This window comes from Flavobacterium sp. FlaQc-28, assembly GCF_044007415.1.
GTDB lineage: Bacteria > Bacteroidota > Bacteroidia > Flavobacteriales > Flavobacteriaceae > Flavobacterium.
Genome location: NZ_JBIPCM010000003.1, coordinates 205889 through 221369, shown reverse-complemented (window position 1 = coordinate 221369; position 15481 = coordinate 205889). Strand labels below are relative to the sequence as shown.

13 protein-coding genes are annotated in these 15481 nt (G+C 30.8%); 2 read left to right on the top strand and 11 right to left on the bottom strand.

Annotated elements, in window-relative coordinates; translation table 11 throughout:
- Positions 1–38: 38 nt before the first annotated feature.
- From ACHRVL_RS10540 to mnmE, 7 genes are all read right to left on the bottom strand, one after another.
- On the bottom strand, positions 39–449 hold the full coding sequence (locus ACHRVL_RS10540; protein WP_395412519.1) for a hypothetical protein: 411 nt from the start codon (positions 447–449) through the stop codon (positions 39–41).
- A 206-nt stretch (positions 450–655) separates the two neighbouring features.
- Positions 656–1522 carry a toprim domain-containing protein gene (locus tag ACHRVL_RS10535; RefSeq protein WP_395412517.1) on the bottom strand — a complete coding sequence of 289 codons (867 nt, stop codon included), beginning with the start codon at positions 1520–1522 and terminating at the stop codon, positions 656–658.
- Between the two features lie 303 nt (positions 1523–1825).
- Positions 1826–3706: a hypothetical protein gene (locus ACHRVL_RS10530; RefSeq protein WP_395412515.1), complete on the bottom strand. Its 1881-nt coding sequence runs from the start codon at positions 3704–3706 to the stop codon at positions 1826–1828.
- An 89-nt stretch (positions 3707–3795) separates the two neighbouring features.
- Positions 3796–4083, bottom strand: a complete 288-nt coding sequence (locus ACHRVL_RS10525) for an AlpA family transcriptional regulator (RefSeq protein ID WP_089057687.1) — start codon at positions 4081–4083, stop codon at positions 3796–3798.
- A gap of 85 nt (positions 4084–4168) precedes the next feature.
- Positions 4169–5158 carry a hypothetical protein gene (locus tag ACHRVL_RS10520; RefSeq protein WP_395412512.1) on the bottom strand — a complete coding sequence of 330 codons (990 nt, stop codon included), beginning with the start codon at positions 5156–5158 and terminating at the stop codon, positions 4169–4171.
- A gap of 5 nt (positions 5159–5163) precedes the next feature.
- Positions 5164–6294 (bottom strand): site-specific integrase, encoded by a 1131-nt coding sequence (locus ACHRVL_RS10515; protein ID WP_395412510.1) that lies wholly within the window; start codon positions 6292–6294, stop codon positions 5164–5166.
- A 148-nt stretch (positions 6295–6442) separates the two neighbouring features.
- On the bottom strand, positions 6443–7843 hold the full coding sequence (gene mnmE / locus ACHRVL_RS10510) for a tRNA uridine-5-carboxymethylaminomethyl(34) synthesis GTPase MnmE (RefSeq protein ID WP_395412508.1): 1401 nt from the start codon (positions 7841–7843) through the stop codon (positions 6443–6445).
- 184 nt (positions 7844–8027) lie between these two features.
- Here mnmE and ACHRVL_RS10505 point away from each other — a divergent pair, with 184 nt between their 5' ends.
- Positions 8028–8861 carry a universal stress protein gene (locus ACHRVL_RS10505; protein ID WP_089055838.1) on the top strand — a complete coding sequence of 278 codons (834 nt, stop codon included), beginning with the start codon at positions 8028–8030 and terminating at the stop codon, positions 8859–8861.
- 67 nt (positions 8862–8928) lie between these two features.
- Positions 8929–10701, top strand: a complete 1773-nt coding sequence (locus tag ACHRVL_RS10500) for a DNA mismatch repair protein (RefSeq protein WP_395412506.1) — start codon at positions 8929–8931, stop codon at positions 10699–10701.
- Between the two features lie 129 nt (positions 10702–10830).
- Here ACHRVL_RS10500 and ACHRVL_RS10495 read toward each other — a convergent pair whose 3' ends face one another.
- The 4 genes from ACHRVL_RS10495 to gldF all read right to left on the bottom strand — a co-directional run bounded on the left by ACHRVL_RS10495 (position 10831) and on the right by gldF (position 15460).
- Entirely contained in the window at positions 10831–11460 is a 630-nt protein-coding gene (locus ACHRVL_RS10495; RefSeq protein WP_395412505.1) for a DsbA family protein, read from the bottom strand.
- Between the two features lie 363 nt (positions 11461–11823).
- Positions 11824–12942 carry a DNA polymerase III subunit beta gene (dnaN, locus tag ACHRVL_RS10490; RefSeq protein ID WP_089055834.1) on the bottom strand — a complete coding sequence of 373 codons (1119 nt, stop codon included), beginning with the start codon at positions 12940–12942 and terminating at the stop codon, positions 11824–11826.
- 107 nt (positions 12943–13049) lie between these two features.
- Positions 13050–14735 (bottom strand): gliding motility-associated ABC transporter substrate-binding protein GldG, encoded by a 1686-nt coding sequence (gene gldG, locus ACHRVL_RS10485; RefSeq protein WP_395412504.1) that lies wholly within the window; start codon positions 14733–14735, stop codon positions 13050–13052.
- Positions 14735–15460: a gliding motility-associated ABC transporter permease subunit GldF gene (gene gldF, locus ACHRVL_RS10480; RefSeq protein ID WP_395412502.1), complete on the bottom strand. Its 726-nt coding sequence runs from the start codon at positions 15458–15460 to the stop codon at positions 14735–14737. The genes gldG and gldF overlap by 1 nt, the downstream gene beginning before the upstream one ends.
- Positions 15461–15481: the final 21 nt, after the last annotated feature.

Here is a 15481-nt window from a genome sequence, read left to right as displayed (position 1 = left end):
GCACTTACTTACTTACTTACTTACTTACTTACTTACTATTATGGTGTACGTGATTCTGGCAGGTAATTCTCTTTAGCGATATCTTCAATTTTGAAAAAAACTTCTTTTATTTCGTCAAGACTTTTTAATAACATTCCAATTTCTATCTTGCTAAATGAATCCATTTTCCGTTCATTGAAGCTTTTCATTAATTGATTAAAGTTGTTTCCAATTCTTCTAACCTCTTCAATTAAGATTCCTCTTTGGATTCGAGCATCATTATTGAACGTTACGATTCTATATTTCTTTTTTAAAAGAATATCTCTAATCATACTATTCATATTTGTATAATCACTCTCGGAGAACATTTTATCAATTTGTTCCAATTCAAATTCAGTAAGTAAAATTCTTTTTTCTTTAATTCTCTTAACTTCTTTTTTTGGTCTGCCACCTTTATTAATATTACTCATAAATAAAAAATTACAATTAAAATACGACTTTGGAGTATTTACCTTCCCGAAGGGCAAGGCGTTTTGATGCGTGAAAGACAAAAATCGAAGATTTGATGTTTTTCACGGCATCGAAACACACCTCGCTAAATGACTTCATTTAAAATTATTGTTCATTCCCTTTTGTTGGGATTGGTTAGTTTAAAAATTCAAAAAATGATTTGACACTATTGATTTAGCTTAAACTGATTTGCTATCAACCATTCATTTATATCTTTTGAATCTTTATACATTGATCTAAAATCGAATGCTTCAGTATGTTTGCTTGTAATGATATTGGTATATTTTTCGCCTGTATTATCATTATCTAAATAGAGCTCAATTGTTTTGTAATATTGTAACATGTCTACATTTTTAAGTAGTAGTGCTGTTGAATTTAATATCAAATAATCAAATTGATCTTCGATTTTATTCATCTTAATTTGCAGGAAACTGAGGTAATCGAAAAAACCTTCAAAAATTCTCAGTCTTGTACTTTGATTGTTGATAAATGTCACGTCTTTTTTTCCGATACATATTTTTGCATATTTTGACCTAAGTTCCCATCCATCACTTCGATTTTTAAATCCAATTGCGAAGTATCTTTTTTGATTCACTTCATAATGAACTTCTTTTATCTGAAAATGAATAAAAGGTTTGGTTATACATCTACCTGCTAAATATTGTTGTAAGGCGATATGTTCGATTGGAACAATTTTTACTATCTGAGTTTCGCTTTCTGTCTTTTTTATTTGAGAAACAGCTGTAATTTGCTTTTGAAAAGAAAAAGAGTCAAAGTTTTCTAGAAATGCCAAACCTTCGCTAATGGTACATTTTTGAAATTTTATAATTAGATCTAATGTGTTGCCACCAAATCCACTTGAAAAACAATACCAAAAATTTTTTTGTGTATTCACATGAAAGGATGGTGTTTTTTCAGTGTTTGAAAAAGGGCTTGTGAACCAAAGATCATTGCTTGTTTGTCTTACTGCATGGAATCCCAATGAATTTAAAATTGTTTCGACTGGAATTAATTTTGCTTGATACGAGTTCATGAGATAATTTTTTTATGTTTTTTTTCAATAGCAATAGTTTAATGAGCACTTTAAAAGGTCTCTATTAAAAGCGAAATCACTTCCGACCTATCCGACACTTCCTACTTTGTTTATTTTTAAGTAATTAGCATGTATGTATCACTTGAATTACGTCGGAAGTAGTCGGAAGTGGGCGGAAACTCAAAAAACATTTCCGACTATCTCCGACTACTTCCGACTACGTTTCCGACTACTTTATTAATTTAAATCATTAATATATAGTTCTTTAAGTGAAAGTAGGAAGGGTAGGAAAGTAAATAGGTATTATTGGGCTAATTGTTCGCATATCTGCCATTCAATAGCATTGATAATTTCATCTTGAATCTGCAACTTTGAAATGTCAATTAAATAGCCAGAAGTATTTCTTGCGTTCTTTCCTTTTTCGTATTTAATGCTGCTAACTTCTTTTAGGTAGCAAGGATCTTTTTTTATATAATCTTGTAATGCAGCTTTATTTGGAGCTGTTTCTCTATATTGTTGCATCCATTGTCTTTGTATTTTGTTGTAACAGCTAGTAAATTGAAAACAAAGGTTATTCCCGTCTAATCTGAGGTCTCTGAATACAACAATCCTATCATCTTTTATGCCACGCATAGAAGCCAAAAAGCAGTCCCAAAATTTGGTACTAATACTTGAAGAATTTAGTTTTCTAGTTTGATTTTCGGTGCACTTTTCAAAATGTTTGATCATTTCGTTATAGGTGAATGGAAATACAATTAAATCTTTGAAAATGTCGTATATAGAACCAAGAACAGCAAGATTACTGATTACTCTAGTATGTTTAACATCAAATTTTGGTATGAAATTTTCTTTACATTGCCTGAATTTACTTTTAAAAGTGGTTTCAACCAATGAGCGATGCATTAGTAATGTGTCTGTAAAATGACTGACTCCTTTTTTAGTGTAATCTTTTAAGATATCGTAATTTTTAGTCTCTTCTAGAGTAAATGCTTTCGATTGAAATTCGAGCCATAATAGTCTTGATATTAAAGCTTCGGATTCAGGATATTCATTTCCGGTCAATAAAGTTGAAGATAAAATAGGTACAGTGTCAGTACTCACTTTGGTTTCAATTGTTCCAAATTCATATCCACGTCGATCCCAAAAACCTTTTATGGTTCCATCTAGTTTAGTATCTCCACGTTTGTACTCTGATAAATGACAAATAATATTTGTAAACTGAGCAAATTTTCTAATTTGTCCTTTTAGTGTTGATGCACCTCCTTCTAAATTTATTGCAGATTGAGGTATGCCAAAGAAGCTTTGACAGCAATCGGCTAGCTGGTCTTTACCGCTAGATCCAGGACCATACAAAAAAAGAATGGGGAAGTTTCCAATTTCATTTACAATAATATCTTGAAATATACTGCTAATGGTAAAGAGAATTGCAGTAATAGAGTAGTCTTTATGTACCTCCATCATCATTTGAAGGTAAGAACTTATAGATACATCAGATTCAATCGCAATCATTTTTTTCTGAGGTAGAAAAGCGGACATATTATTGAAATAGATTTTGTTTGCTGAAGGTACATAGAAGGATCTATTGTTGTAAGTAAAAATGCCGTTCTCGTCTATTGCTAAACTTTCTCCATTTAACAAATTAACTTTGTTATTCCACAGCCAGAATTTAAAGCCAACTTGATAACCTAAACTATCGATCTTATGTCCATTACCCATCTTATCAAATAAATAGGATTTTAACATTTTAAAATCTAAAGCATTGCCTGTAAATAAAAAATTGCCTTGACGAGCGATACAGTTTTCAAAGCTTCCAAGCGTATTGAATAGATCTGAAGGTATATCAAAAATCTTTTCTAAATTAAATACGTTTTTAACTTTCAAGAGTTTTATTGGAAATTTTTCGTCCTGAATGTGTTGTAGAATTTTAATTTCAAAATTGGAAATTTCCTGAAAATAATAAGACTCATCTTCATCCTTATCTTTTTTTCTTCTGATATAGATTCTATTGTCTGACATAAAAATTTTATATTTTTTGATGTCATTTTCTATGTCTTTAAAATCGGCAGTGACATAATAAGGTAAATCAATATGATGACTTAATTGATCTCCATTTTGTGATTTTTTATGGGGTATAGAAATTACCCTTGCTTCGTTGAACTGGTTGTTTTCGATTATACTATTCATTATGTAACAAAGATTTATCGTATCTTTGTCAGATACAAAGGGATTAAAAAATTAAGTAAAGCGTCACAATTTGTCGGAATTGGACGCTTTTATTTTTTATTAGAGTTTGTATAATTAATTGCTTCTTTTTCGATTTGAGAAATAGATTTTGATTTGTTTTGAAGTAACCATTCGTCAATCTCTGTTTTGGTAAAAAACAGTGTTCGGTTATTTGGTTTAGAATAGGGCAAGATGTTTGTATGAACCAATTTGTAAACATAACTTTTTGAAAACCCCGTATAGTTTACAACATCATCTACTGTGAAGATTTGTTTGTTTGTCCCAATAATAAGTTTCTCGATTTGGGTTAGTTTTTGAATAATAGCATTGCTTTCCATAAGTGATTTGTTTTATCGTTATAGAAGCAAAAGTCATTAAAGGAAAATAGAAAAAATTAAGAAGGTTAAGGACCTTAATATTTTTTTATTGTAATTCTTCAAAAACTGATTTAATCAACTCAATATCTTTTTGTTTTATGCTATTATTAGAACTGGTTGTATACATCGAACCTGCTTTTATTATTCCATTTTTATTTCTGATGTTTCCAGAGCGCTGAATAAATGTTAGCGGTATTTTTATATGCAAAAATTGATGCATGCAGTCAATAAAATATTTAAATTGAATATTACCGATTTCAAGATGTATAATTGAATTGTGAGTATTCCAATCGTGTTTCAAAACTTCTAGGAACTGCTTTAGTGAAGTTTTATCTTGATCAATTAGCATATTTTGTTCTAAACCAAAATAGAGTTTATTTAAAGTTTCATTATTGGTATCAATTAGGTAATTTTCATTTTGAATGCTAATTTTAGATAATGTATCTATTTTTTCTTGTATATTATATGATAATTCTAATATTTGTTTTTCGCGACTATCTAATGCATTTATGATACCCTTTAAAAAGTGAAACTTTTCGTCTTTCTCAACGATATGTTCGTTTTCAATATATAGCTCAAAGGAATTTCTTATTTGAATTAAGGGGTGAAATATAAGTTCAAAGATTTTATCTGATAAAACTAAAAGTTTAGTAATCAGTGTTTCCTTTGGATATTCTTTTGTGTTTAAAAAATAATCTGTTACATAATCAACATCATTTTTATATTTAAAATAAACCCAATCTGCTGTTGCAGGAACAAAATCATTCCAAATGCTACTATCTTGAAAAGGTAAGTGGTAATTTTGATTTATAATTATCTCACCTTTTTCAAAGAATAACTCAAGTGTATGCAAAGAAAAATGTTCCATTGGATGCTCATGCATAAGATCGTTTAGTAAAAAGAAAAACTGATATTCATTTAGTTTGTTCATCTTTTTCTTAATGGATAATGCGTCTTGTTGATAGTTTAAATTGTTTTTAATGCAATTTAAAGTTTTATAATGTTTGTCTTTAATTTTGAAATATGAATGCAGCATGTTATTTAGATATTAATGTTAGGAATTAAGTTAGCCGCTTCTTTCATTTTTTGGTCAACAATTTTAGCATAAATGGCTGTTGTCCGTATTTCACGGTGACCTAATCTTTTGGAAACGGTATAAATATCAGCCCCATTTTCAAGCAAAAGCACTGCATTCGTGTGCCTGGCGCTGTGAAAAGTTATATGTTTTGATATTCCTGCACGATTACACCAACGAACTATTTCGTTATTGTAAACGGCACTATATTTTAAACCTTTAAATACTCTTTCCGAAGGATCTTGCCTTTCGCCAAACAATTCTCGAATTTGTTTTGAGATGTAAAGATATTCAACACCTTCGGTTTTTTGTTGGCGAAAATTTATCCTACTCACACCATTATCTTCATCCCTTATTTCTGACCAAAGAAGTGTATTGATATCTGACCACCTAAGACCTGATAATGCAGAGGTAAGGAAGGCCTGTTTTAAAATTTCATATTTGCATGGAGTACTTGCTAATGATTGTAATTCTTGATGAGTTAAGTATTCTCTCTGGCTTTCAGCTTGCTCAAATGACTTTATTTTTGAAGCATAATTGATTGATAAATAGCCATCATCGAATGCACTGCGAAGTGCTGCTTTAAATTTATTGAAATAAGAATATTTCGAATTTAGCGATAGAGATAAGTTGCTTTTCGTTTTGGCTTCTTTATCAAAGTACAGGCGTACTTTTTTGACGAAATTTTCATCAACTTCTTCAAATGTTAAGTTGGTTGAAATGCATTTTTTTAAATGAAGTGAAGCTGCCGTCCAGTTTCCGTAGTTTTTAGGAGAATCAATTTTCTCTTCTGTTTTCTCCATGAAAAAATCTAAAAATCTTCTTTTAGATTTAGTCGTATTTTTGATGTCAAACTTGCCTTGAAAGTATTCTGCTTTTCGGATAGATAATATTTGTTCACTTAAAATATCAATTTCTTTATTCTCTTTTTTTTCAGCAGCAGTCTTTGGATCTTGATGGGGATATAGTTTTAAATATTCAAAATCTCTTAAATGAATCCTTTTACCCTCCATGTTTAGAGTAGAGCCTTTGTAGTATTCTAGGTATAAACTGAACTTACCATTTTGTAATTTCTTTTTCTTTAAAGTAATATTCATAGGTGTACATTTTTACACCTTTTTAGCTTCGAGGTGTACATTGAGTGTAACAAATGTACAAACTAAAGATAATATTAGAAAGTAAAAATCAAGCTAAATCAATGGTAGTCAACTAATGGAAAGGTAAGGAAGCTTAAAGAAAGTGCTTTTATTTCCCGATGCAAAAATTAGCAAAAATATTACCAAGCAATTCATCATTAGAAACCTGACCTGTAATCAACCCAAATTGGTACAAAGCCTCACGGATATCGAGCGCAATAAGATCGCTTGAAAGATTAGTTTCAAGACCGTATTTTACCTTTTGAATCTCATCTAAAGCTTTAAGTAAAGAGTCATAATGTCTTGTATTAGTGACTATAGTTTCATTGTTACGAAGAGCGCCAGTATTTACAAAAGAAAGTAATTCATTTTTTAAATCTTCAACACCAATTTTCTCTTTAGCTGATATCAATAAAAGTTTTGCATTTAAATTTTCAAGTTTAGTCGTGATGTTTGAAACTTCATCAGCAGACAATATATCTCTTTTATTTACGACAATTACTAAAGGTTTCAGCGGATACTTATTCTTGATTTGTTCAATTTCAGAAACAAACTCAGAACTTGAAACCTGGAATTTTAAACCATCAAACAAATAAATCACAACCTGAGCCTGATCAATTTTTTCAAAAGTTTTTTTGATTCCAATGCTTTCAACCACATCCTTAGTTTCGCGAATTCCTGCCGTATCAATAAATCTGAAACCAATTCCGCCAATCACCAATTCGTCTTCAATAGTATCACGAGTAGTTCCTGCAATGTCCGAAACTATCGCACGTTCTTCGTTTAATAAAGCATTCAACAAAGTTGATTTTCCAACATTCGGTTCCCCTACAATTGCAACCGGAATTCCGTTTTTAATTACATTTCCAACAGCAAACGAATCAATTAAACGTTTCAAAACAAATTCAATTCGGTTCAGTAACTCATGGAATTGCGTTCTATCAGCAAACTCAACATCTTCTTCAGCAAAATCTAATTCAAGCTCAATTAAAGAAGCGAAGTTCAAAAGTTCCTCTCTTAGTTTCGCAATTTCATTACTAAATCCGCCGCGCATTTGCTGCATAGCGATTTGGTGAGAAGCCTCATTATCTGATGAAATCAAATCAGCAACAGCTTCTGCTTGCGATAAATCAAGTTTTCCGTTCAAGAAAGCTCTTAAAGTAAATTCTCCCGCATCAGCCATTCTGCAGCCTTTTCGCAATAATAACTGAATAATCTGCTGCTGAATATAAGTAGAGCCGTGACAAGAAATTTCGATTGTGTCTTCGCCCGTATAAGAATTGGGCCCCTTAAAAACAGATATCAAAACTTCGTCAAGTGTTTTTTCATTATCTATAATATGCCCTAAATGTAAAGTATGTGTTTTTTGCTTAGTTAGATCTTTATTTTTAATAGATTTAAAAACAGAATTACCAATTGAAATGGCTTCAGCACCTGAAATACGAATTATTGCAATAGCGCCCGCTCCAGATGGAGTAGCCAATGCAACTATAGAATCTTGATTTATCATAGTGCAAAGGTATAAAAAAAGGGGAAATCATTAAAAGAGCTTAGCGTTTGAATTAAAGTTGAGAATAACTGTTTTTATTTATCGTATTAAGGAATTATTAACTGTTAAATTCCTGATAATTATCAGGCCTTTTTGTTTTTATAATGTTTAAATTTGAGTAACAAACCTATAAAACTCAAATAAAATGAAAAAGATATTATTTCCTACGGATTTTTCTGAAGCAGCAACAAATGCGTTTGTACACGCTTTAGAATTTGCTAAGATTGTCAAAGCCGAGCTTGTTTTGCTTCATACATTTGAGATTCCGGTTTACGACAGTCAGTTTTTTCCAGAGAATTATGCTTCGATTTATAGTTCGATAGAATTGGCAAAGTTTGAAATGTTTAAAGATGAAATTCCAAAACTTCGTGCTATTGCGGCAGAACGAAAGTTGGAAGATATTGTTATCAAACACCGTTTAATGGATGGGGATTTGATTTATAATCTTAAAAATGCAGTAGAAGAAGATCAGATAGATTTTGTAATAATGGGAACAAGCGGAGCTTCAGATTGGACAAAATTCTTTACAGGATCAAATACTAATTCCGTAATTTCAGGAGTTGATGTACCGGTTTTATGTGTTCCAGCTGATGCTAAATTTAAGAAAATTAAAACAATTGGTTTCACAACCCGTTATCGCGAAAAAGATAAAGAAGTACTTAGAAAAATATTAAAAATCGCTAAGAAAACTGATGCAAAAGTAAAAAGCTTGTATGTAAGATCATCGGATACAGATGTTGATGATGCGACTATTAAAGAATGGGATAAAGAATTTGCTGCTGAGAATGTTGAATTTTTGGTACTACCAAGCGACGAAATAAAAGAAACCATTCTTGATTTTATTCTTTATAAAGACATTGATATTCTGACAACTATCACGCATAAGAGATCTTTTTTTGAGTCGATTTTCGAATCAAGTTTTAGTAAAAAAATTACCAAAGAAGTTTCTATACCTGTTTTGATCATGCATGAAAAATGAATTCACTCTTAAACACAAGCTTTTTGTAAGTGTAAAACCTATATTTGTATTTCATTAAAAGATAAAGATGGAATTATATCAAAATAAAGTTGAACACTTTACAAAAGTTTTTAATAAAATCAATAAAAGATACAACAGCATCAGTGTTTTAAGACTGTTAAGCGTATTTCTATGCTTGTTTATGTTGTTTTATTACATTAAAACAAATCAATTATTTTATATTGGTTTTGCTTTTTTATCTTTTGTTGGTTTTCTTATTTTAATGAGAATCCATTCTAAATTATCAATTGAAAAGGAACTCACAAAAGCAATATTAAAAATCAATGAAAATGAAATCGCGTTTTTAAAAAGGGAAAAACTTCCTTTTGAAAACGGAATTGAATTCAATGATTTTCATCATCCTTATGCGTACGATTTAGATATTTTTGGAGAGCATTCGTTATTTCAAAACTTAAACCGAACCGCTACTTTTATTGGCAAGAAAACATTAGCAGAAAAACTATTAATTCTGTTTCCTAATGAAGCAATTCTTGAAAATCAAGAGGCAATTCATGAATTAAATAAAAAGATCGATTGGCGTCAGGAGTTTCACGCTTTAGCAATTGTAAGCAACGATTCTAAAAGCTCTTATGAATCATTACTTCATTGGAATTCATTTAAAAATAATACTTTACCTAAAGTTTTAATTGCACTTTCAGTTATTCTTCCAACTCTTTTTTTTGGTTTTCTAATCGCTTATATTATTACATCAAAAACCATTTTATTATCCTATTTGACCTATGTTTTTATATTCAATATGATGGTTATGGGAAAATCTTTCAAGCGAATTCATTCAGAAATTGCCAAGGCTGATAACGTTGATAAAATCATAAAACAATATAGTTTATTAGTTGAAAAAATAGAAAAAGAAACCTTTCAATCAAAGAAGCTAATCGATTTGCAGAAACAGTTGTTTTTTAAAAATGCAACCGCAAGCACACATCTAAAACAATTATCTGAATTGTTTTCAAGAATGGATACGATAAATAATTTAGTGACTGCAATTGTTTTTAACGGTACCTTTTTGTTTAATCTTCATGTTTTGAGATCACTTTTAAAATGGAAAGAAAATTATTCAGAAGAACTTGAAAAATGGATTTCGATTATTGGAGAATTTGAAGCTTTGAACAGTTTAGCAAATTTAGCACACAATAATCCAGACTTTGTATATCCTGAAATTAATACAGAATACAAAATAGGTTTCGAAAATTTAAGCCATCCATTATTAAATCCGATAAGCAGAGTAGGGAATGACACATACTTTTATCCTGAATCATTTATGATTTTAACAGGATCAAATATGTCTGGAAAAAGTACTTTTTTGAGAAGTTTAGGAATTAATATGGTTCTTGGCGGAATTGGTTCAGTTGTTTGTGCTTCAAAGGCAAATATTCATCCACTTCCAGTTTTGGTTTCAATGCGATTGTCCGATTCTTTAGCAGACAGCGAATCGTACTTTTTTGCTGAAATTAAGCGTTTAAAGCAAATTATGGACGCTTTAGAAGATCGTCCTGCATTTGTACTGCTCGATGAAATTTTAAGAGGTACAAACTCTGACGATAAACGAAATGGAACTATTGAGGTAGTAAAAAAAGTAATTGCCAAGAAAGCAATTGGTGCGATTGCGACACATGATATTGAGGTTTGTTTAACAACAAATGAATATCCTAAGATTCTAACAAACCAATGTTTTGAAGTTGAAATAAAAGACAATGAACTTCACTTTGATTATAAACTTCGCGCAGGAATCTGCAAAAATAAAAGTGCTACTTTTTTAATGCAGAAAATGGGAGTTATTTAATTTAAAATTGTTGATTTTAGATTTTAGAGTGTATTTTTTCTAATGTTCAAATTTTAGTAAAAAAAATGAATTGAAAGTAAAACACAATCGAGATCAAGAATCTAAAATCAACAATCTAATATCTAAAATTTATTTAAGTCCTTCTTTAATGGTTTGAACAAAAGCTTCAACCGGCTGTGCGCCAGAAACTGCATACTTTCGATCAAAAACGAAAAACGGAACTCCTTGTACACCAATTTGATTGGCTTCATGAATGTCAGAATGAACATCGTTTAAATAAAGATCTTCATTTTCAACAACTTCTTTAACTTCATCTGAGTTTAAGCCAGCTTTTGTTCCTAATTCAATTAGAGTGTCAGTATCATTTAAATCTCGTCCTTCAGTAAAATAAGCCTTGAAGAAAATTTCTTCCATTTCATCGCCAAGATTATTCTTTTTTGCCAAATGAATAATTCTATGCGTAGTTAGAGAGTTTGAGATAATTGCTTTATCAAAATGATAATCTAAACCAACACTTTTAGCACGTTCTACGACACCTTTATGCATTTCTATAGATTGTTCTACAGAAATACCTTTTCGTTCTGCTAGAAACGTGTAAACATCTTTACCAGATTGCGGTTCAATTGTTGGATCAAGCTGAAAGCTTTTCCATTCAATTTCAATTTCATCATTAGGAAACTGTTCTAAAGCCGTTTCCAATTGTCTTTTTCCGATATAACAAAACGGACACATGATGTCCGACCAAATTTCTATTTTCATATTACAAAAATAAGAAATATTTGTTTCAAGTTTCAGGTTTTAAGTCAAGGATGAAATTTAACCGCAAAGAACGCAAAGTTCTCTTAACTAGGATTGTATCTATAAACGCAAAGTTCGCAAAGCTTTGAGTAAAACTTAGCGAACTTTGCGGTAAAAATCAGCGCAAAGCTCCAACGCATTTTAACCTGAAACCTGAAACTTGAAACAAAAAAAAACTAAAACTAAAAAACCGCAACTCTCAAAAAGAATTGCGGTTTCTAGGTATAAAAAATGGTTGGTTAATAGCGATATTATTTTTTTTACAATGATATGTCTTTAATTTGAAATTAAAAAAAATCCCTGTAACAAAAAGAACTTTTGATGTTAACTATTTAACATTACAGGCATTACCAGCATAGTAACAGTTTCTCCTTCTTCTAAACCATCAACTGGAGTAAGGATTCCTGCTCTGTTAGGCAATGACATTTCTAACATAATCATGTCTGATTGTAAGTTAGTAAGCATTTCAGTTAAAAAACGTGAGTTAAAACCAATTTGAAGATCATCTCCTTGATAATCACAAGTTAATCTTTCTTCAGCTTTATTTGAGTAATCTATATCTTCTGCAGAAACATTTAATTCAGCTCCAGCAATTTTTAAACGAATTTGGTGTGTCGTTTTATTTGAGAAAATCGCAACACGCTTAACCGAACTTAAAAATAATGAACGATCGATCATTAATTTGTTTGGATTCTCTTTAGGAATTACCGCTTCATAATTAGGATATTTTCCATCAATTAAACGACATGTTAAAATATAATTGTCAAATGAGAAAGTTGCATTTGAGTCGTTATATTCAATTTTTACTTCAGCATCAGAAGCTCCTAAAATACTCTTTAAAATATTCAAAGGTTTCTTTGGCATAATAAAATCTGCAACTTGAGATGCTTTTACATCAGTACGTGCATATTTTACTAGTTTGTGAGCATCTGTAGCAACAAAAGTTAATCCTTCTGGCGAAAACTGGAAGAAAACTCCAGACATTACCGGACGTAAATCATCATTTCCAGCAGCAAAAATAGTTTTACTTACAGCAGTTGCTAAAACATCAGCAGGAACTAAAGTTACTGACGGCTCTTCAAGATTTACTGATTTAGGAAATTCTTCTCCTGCAGCATATGCTAAAGCATATTTTCCTGAGTTAGAGCTGATCTCAACCGTATTGTTATCTTCAACTGTAAAAGTTAAAGGTTGTTCAGGAAATGTTTTTAAAATTTCAAGTAAAAGTTTTGCAGGAACTGCAACGCTTCCTTTACTTGTAGAATCGATTGTTAATGTAGCTGACATTGTCGTTTCAAGATCTGATGCCGAAACTGTCAACTCATTATTGTCTAGTTCAAATAAAAAGTTATCTAAAATAGGAAGTGTATTATTGCTGTTAATAACACTGCCTAGAACTTGTAATTGTTTTAATAAGTACGAACTCGATACTATAAATTTCATCGTCTTTTGTTTTATTTTTTGGAGTATTCTTTAGTATTTATATTCTAAAGATACAGATTACAAATATATCGTAAACATTCTTAGTTTTCCAATTTTTTTATCAACATCTATTTACTGTATTTTCTTTTTCTTATAAATGTAAATATAAGCCCAAAAACCAGTAAAATTAGAATTGGAAGTCCGATAGTTATGAATTGTGTTGTGGTATAATTTTCATAAACTTTTTCTTTATCTAATAATGGCAGCTCTACATCTTTACTTCTAATGTTAATAAGTCCAGTATCGTCCAGCAGGTAATTGATACAATTCATCATAAAATCTTTATTGTCGTAAAGATTTCCAGTTCTTTGATCATAACCCAGTTCAACCGGCATCATGTTTTTGTCTAATTGGTTTCTTGCTAAATCTCCATCAGAAATAACAATCATTTTTGTTGGTTTCCCTTTTGCTTGAAATGAATCATCTTTGAATGGTAAAACACGATTTTCAAAAGCGGAATGGAAATTTCCTTCTAATAAAACAGATAAGTTTAAGTATCCTTTATTGATATAATCTTGCGGAGATGTTTTTTCAGCAACAACGTTCAAGTTAACTTCAGCTGGAGAACCAATTTGTCTTGAATATTGAGAAGATTGCAATAAAATAGTCTTTTTAATTCCGTTTTTCAAAGTATCAATTGGATTTGCAAAGTCGAATTTAATACCTCCCAAATGTTTTACAATTGGATGCTCGGAGTTAGGGCGAACAAGCGGAGCAAATTTCCAGATAAAATCTTGATATTGCGTTGCACTTCCTTGCTCCCCAGTCGCTAATTTTATAGGGCTTCCTTGTTCATCTTTTACTAAATCAGGATTAATTCTAAATCCGTATTTAAAGAACATATCGTTTAAATTCAAATCTCTTGGATAAGCTAAAATAGCACCTGATTGATTGTATAAACTATCCATATCTGCAGCGACCTGATCAATAAGCCATATTGTTTTACCGCCGTTCATGATAAACTGATCTAAAACCTGTTTTTCTTCATCAGAAAACCTTTCAGTTGGTTTTGATATTATCGCTAAATCATATTTTTTAAGAGCAGCTAACGTTCCGTTGGGATCTTTGGCAACAGAATCTAAAGTAAAAGGACCAATATAATAGCTTTCTTTAATTTGTCTTAGTAATTTGCCAATATGAATTTCAGATAATTCCCCGTTTCCTTTAATAATGGCTACTTTTTTCTGTCTGTCTTTAGTGATTTTATTAATTGCATCCGCAATTGAATATTCTAAATGCTGGATAGAACCAATTACTTTTTGAGTAGTTGAAGCTCCCATTATATTTTTTAATAAAGGAATGTTGACTTCTTTATTATTGTAAACTGCAATTGCCCAAGGAAAAACCATTGCTTGAGATTGTTTTCCTTTATCATCAACAGTTATGTTGATTGGCGTAAGTCCTTTTTGATACAGTGATTTTACAACATCCATGCTTTCTTCTCCGTTTTCCATTGGATTAACAAATTCAAAAACAATATTGTTGTTGTAAGCTTGAAATTCTTCTAGTAATTGTTTGGTTTCTTGTTGTAAACGACGAAAATCTGCAGGAAGATCTCCCTGCATATAGATCTTAATAGACAATGGATTTTTAACCTGTTTTACAATTTGTAAAGAGGTCTCAGACAAAGTGTATCTTTTGTCTTTAGTTAAATCGAAACGGTGAAAAAATAAGCTTCCGAGAACATTTAAAACAATTAAAACAAAAATTGTAATACCTAACGCTTTGAGATTTTTTTGAGTATATGGCTTCATTACGCTTTAAAAGATTTTAATTGGTAAACGGTAAAGGATAAAAATAGTATAGTGATGCTTAAAAAATAGATAACATCACGAGTATCAATAACACCTCGGCTTATACTTTTAAAATGATCCTGCATGCCAAATGCTGCAATGATGCTCGAAGAACCTGGCAGTAATCCTGCTAAACCTTGAAATCCAAAATAGAAGAAAAAACATAAAAAAACGGCAATGATAAATGCAACGATTTGATTTTCTGAAAGGGTAGAAGTAAAGATTCCAATTGCAGAATAAGAAGCAATTAAAAAAAGTAATCCAAAGTAAGAACCAATTGTGCTTCCCATATCAATATTTCCTTCTGGAGAACCTAAACCTGAAATCACTTTTACGTAAATAAAAGTAGGGATGATTGCCAGAATAATAAGGATTAAAGAACCAAAGAATTTTCCGTTTACAATCTGCCAAATTGATAGCGGTTTAGTTAAGAGTAATTCTAGTGTTCCTTGTTTCTTTTCGTCAGAGAAACTTCTCATTGTAATAGCTGGAATCAAGAAAATTAAAATCCATGGAGTTAAAGTGAAAAATGGAGTCAAATCAGCGTAACCCGTATTTAAAATGTTGTATTCACCTTCGAAAACCCATAAAAACAGTCCGTTGCTTATCAGGAAAATCGCAATGACCAAATAGCCGATAGGTGAGCCGAAAAAAGATTTTATTTCTCGTAAAATGATCGATTTCATTTATTTGTGTTTAATTCGTTT

Coding starts and splice junctions, on each gene's coding strand:
- ACHRVL_RS10540 (WP_395412519.1), bottom strand. CDS start 449: ATGAGTAATATTAATAAAGGTGGCAGACCAAAAAAAGAAGTTAAGAGA.
- ACHRVL_RS10535 (WP_395412517.1), bottom strand. CDS start 1,522: ATGAACTCGTATCAAGCAAAATTAATTCCAGTCGAAACAATTTTAAAT.
- ACHRVL_RS10530 (WP_395412515.1), bottom strand. CDS start 3,706: ATGAATAGTATAATCGAAAACAACCAGTTCAACGAAGCAAGGGTAATT.
- ACHRVL_RS10525 (WP_089057687.1), bottom strand. CDS start 4,083: ATGGAAAGCAATGCTATTATTCAAAAACTAACCCAAATCGAGAAACTT.
- ACHRVL_RS10520 (WP_395412512.1), bottom strand. CDS start 5,158: ATGCTGCATTCATATTTCAAAATTAAAGACAAACATTATAAAACTTTA.
- ACHRVL_RS10515 (WP_395412510.1), bottom strand. CDS start 6,294: ATGAATATTACTTTAAAGAAAAAGAAATTACAAAATGGTAAGTTCAGT.
- mnmE (WP_395412508.1), bottom strand. CDS start 7,843: ATGATAAATCAAGATTCTATAGTTGCATTGGCTACTCCATCTGGAGCG.
- ACHRVL_RS10505 (WP_089055838.1), top strand. CDS start 8,028: ATGAAAAAGATATTATTTCCTACGGATTTTTCTGAAGCAGCAACAAAT.
- ACHRVL_RS10500 (WP_395412506.1), top strand. CDS start 8,929: ATGGAATTATATCAAAATAAAGTTGAACACTTTACAAAAGTTTTTAAT.
- ACHRVL_RS10495 (WP_395412505.1), bottom strand. CDS start 11,460: ATGAAAATAGAAATTTGGTCGGACATCATGTGTCCGTTTTGTTATATC.
- dnaN (WP_089055834.1), bottom strand. CDS start 12,942: ATGAAATTTATAGTATCGAGTTCGTACTTATTAAAACAATTACAAGTT.
- gldG (WP_395412504.1), bottom strand. CDS start 14,735: ATGAAGCCATATACTCAAAAAAATCTCAAAGCGTTAGGTATTACAATT.
- gldF (WP_395412502.1), bottom strand. CDS start 15,460: ATGAAATCGATCATTTTACGAGAAATAAAATCTTTTTTCGGCTCACCT.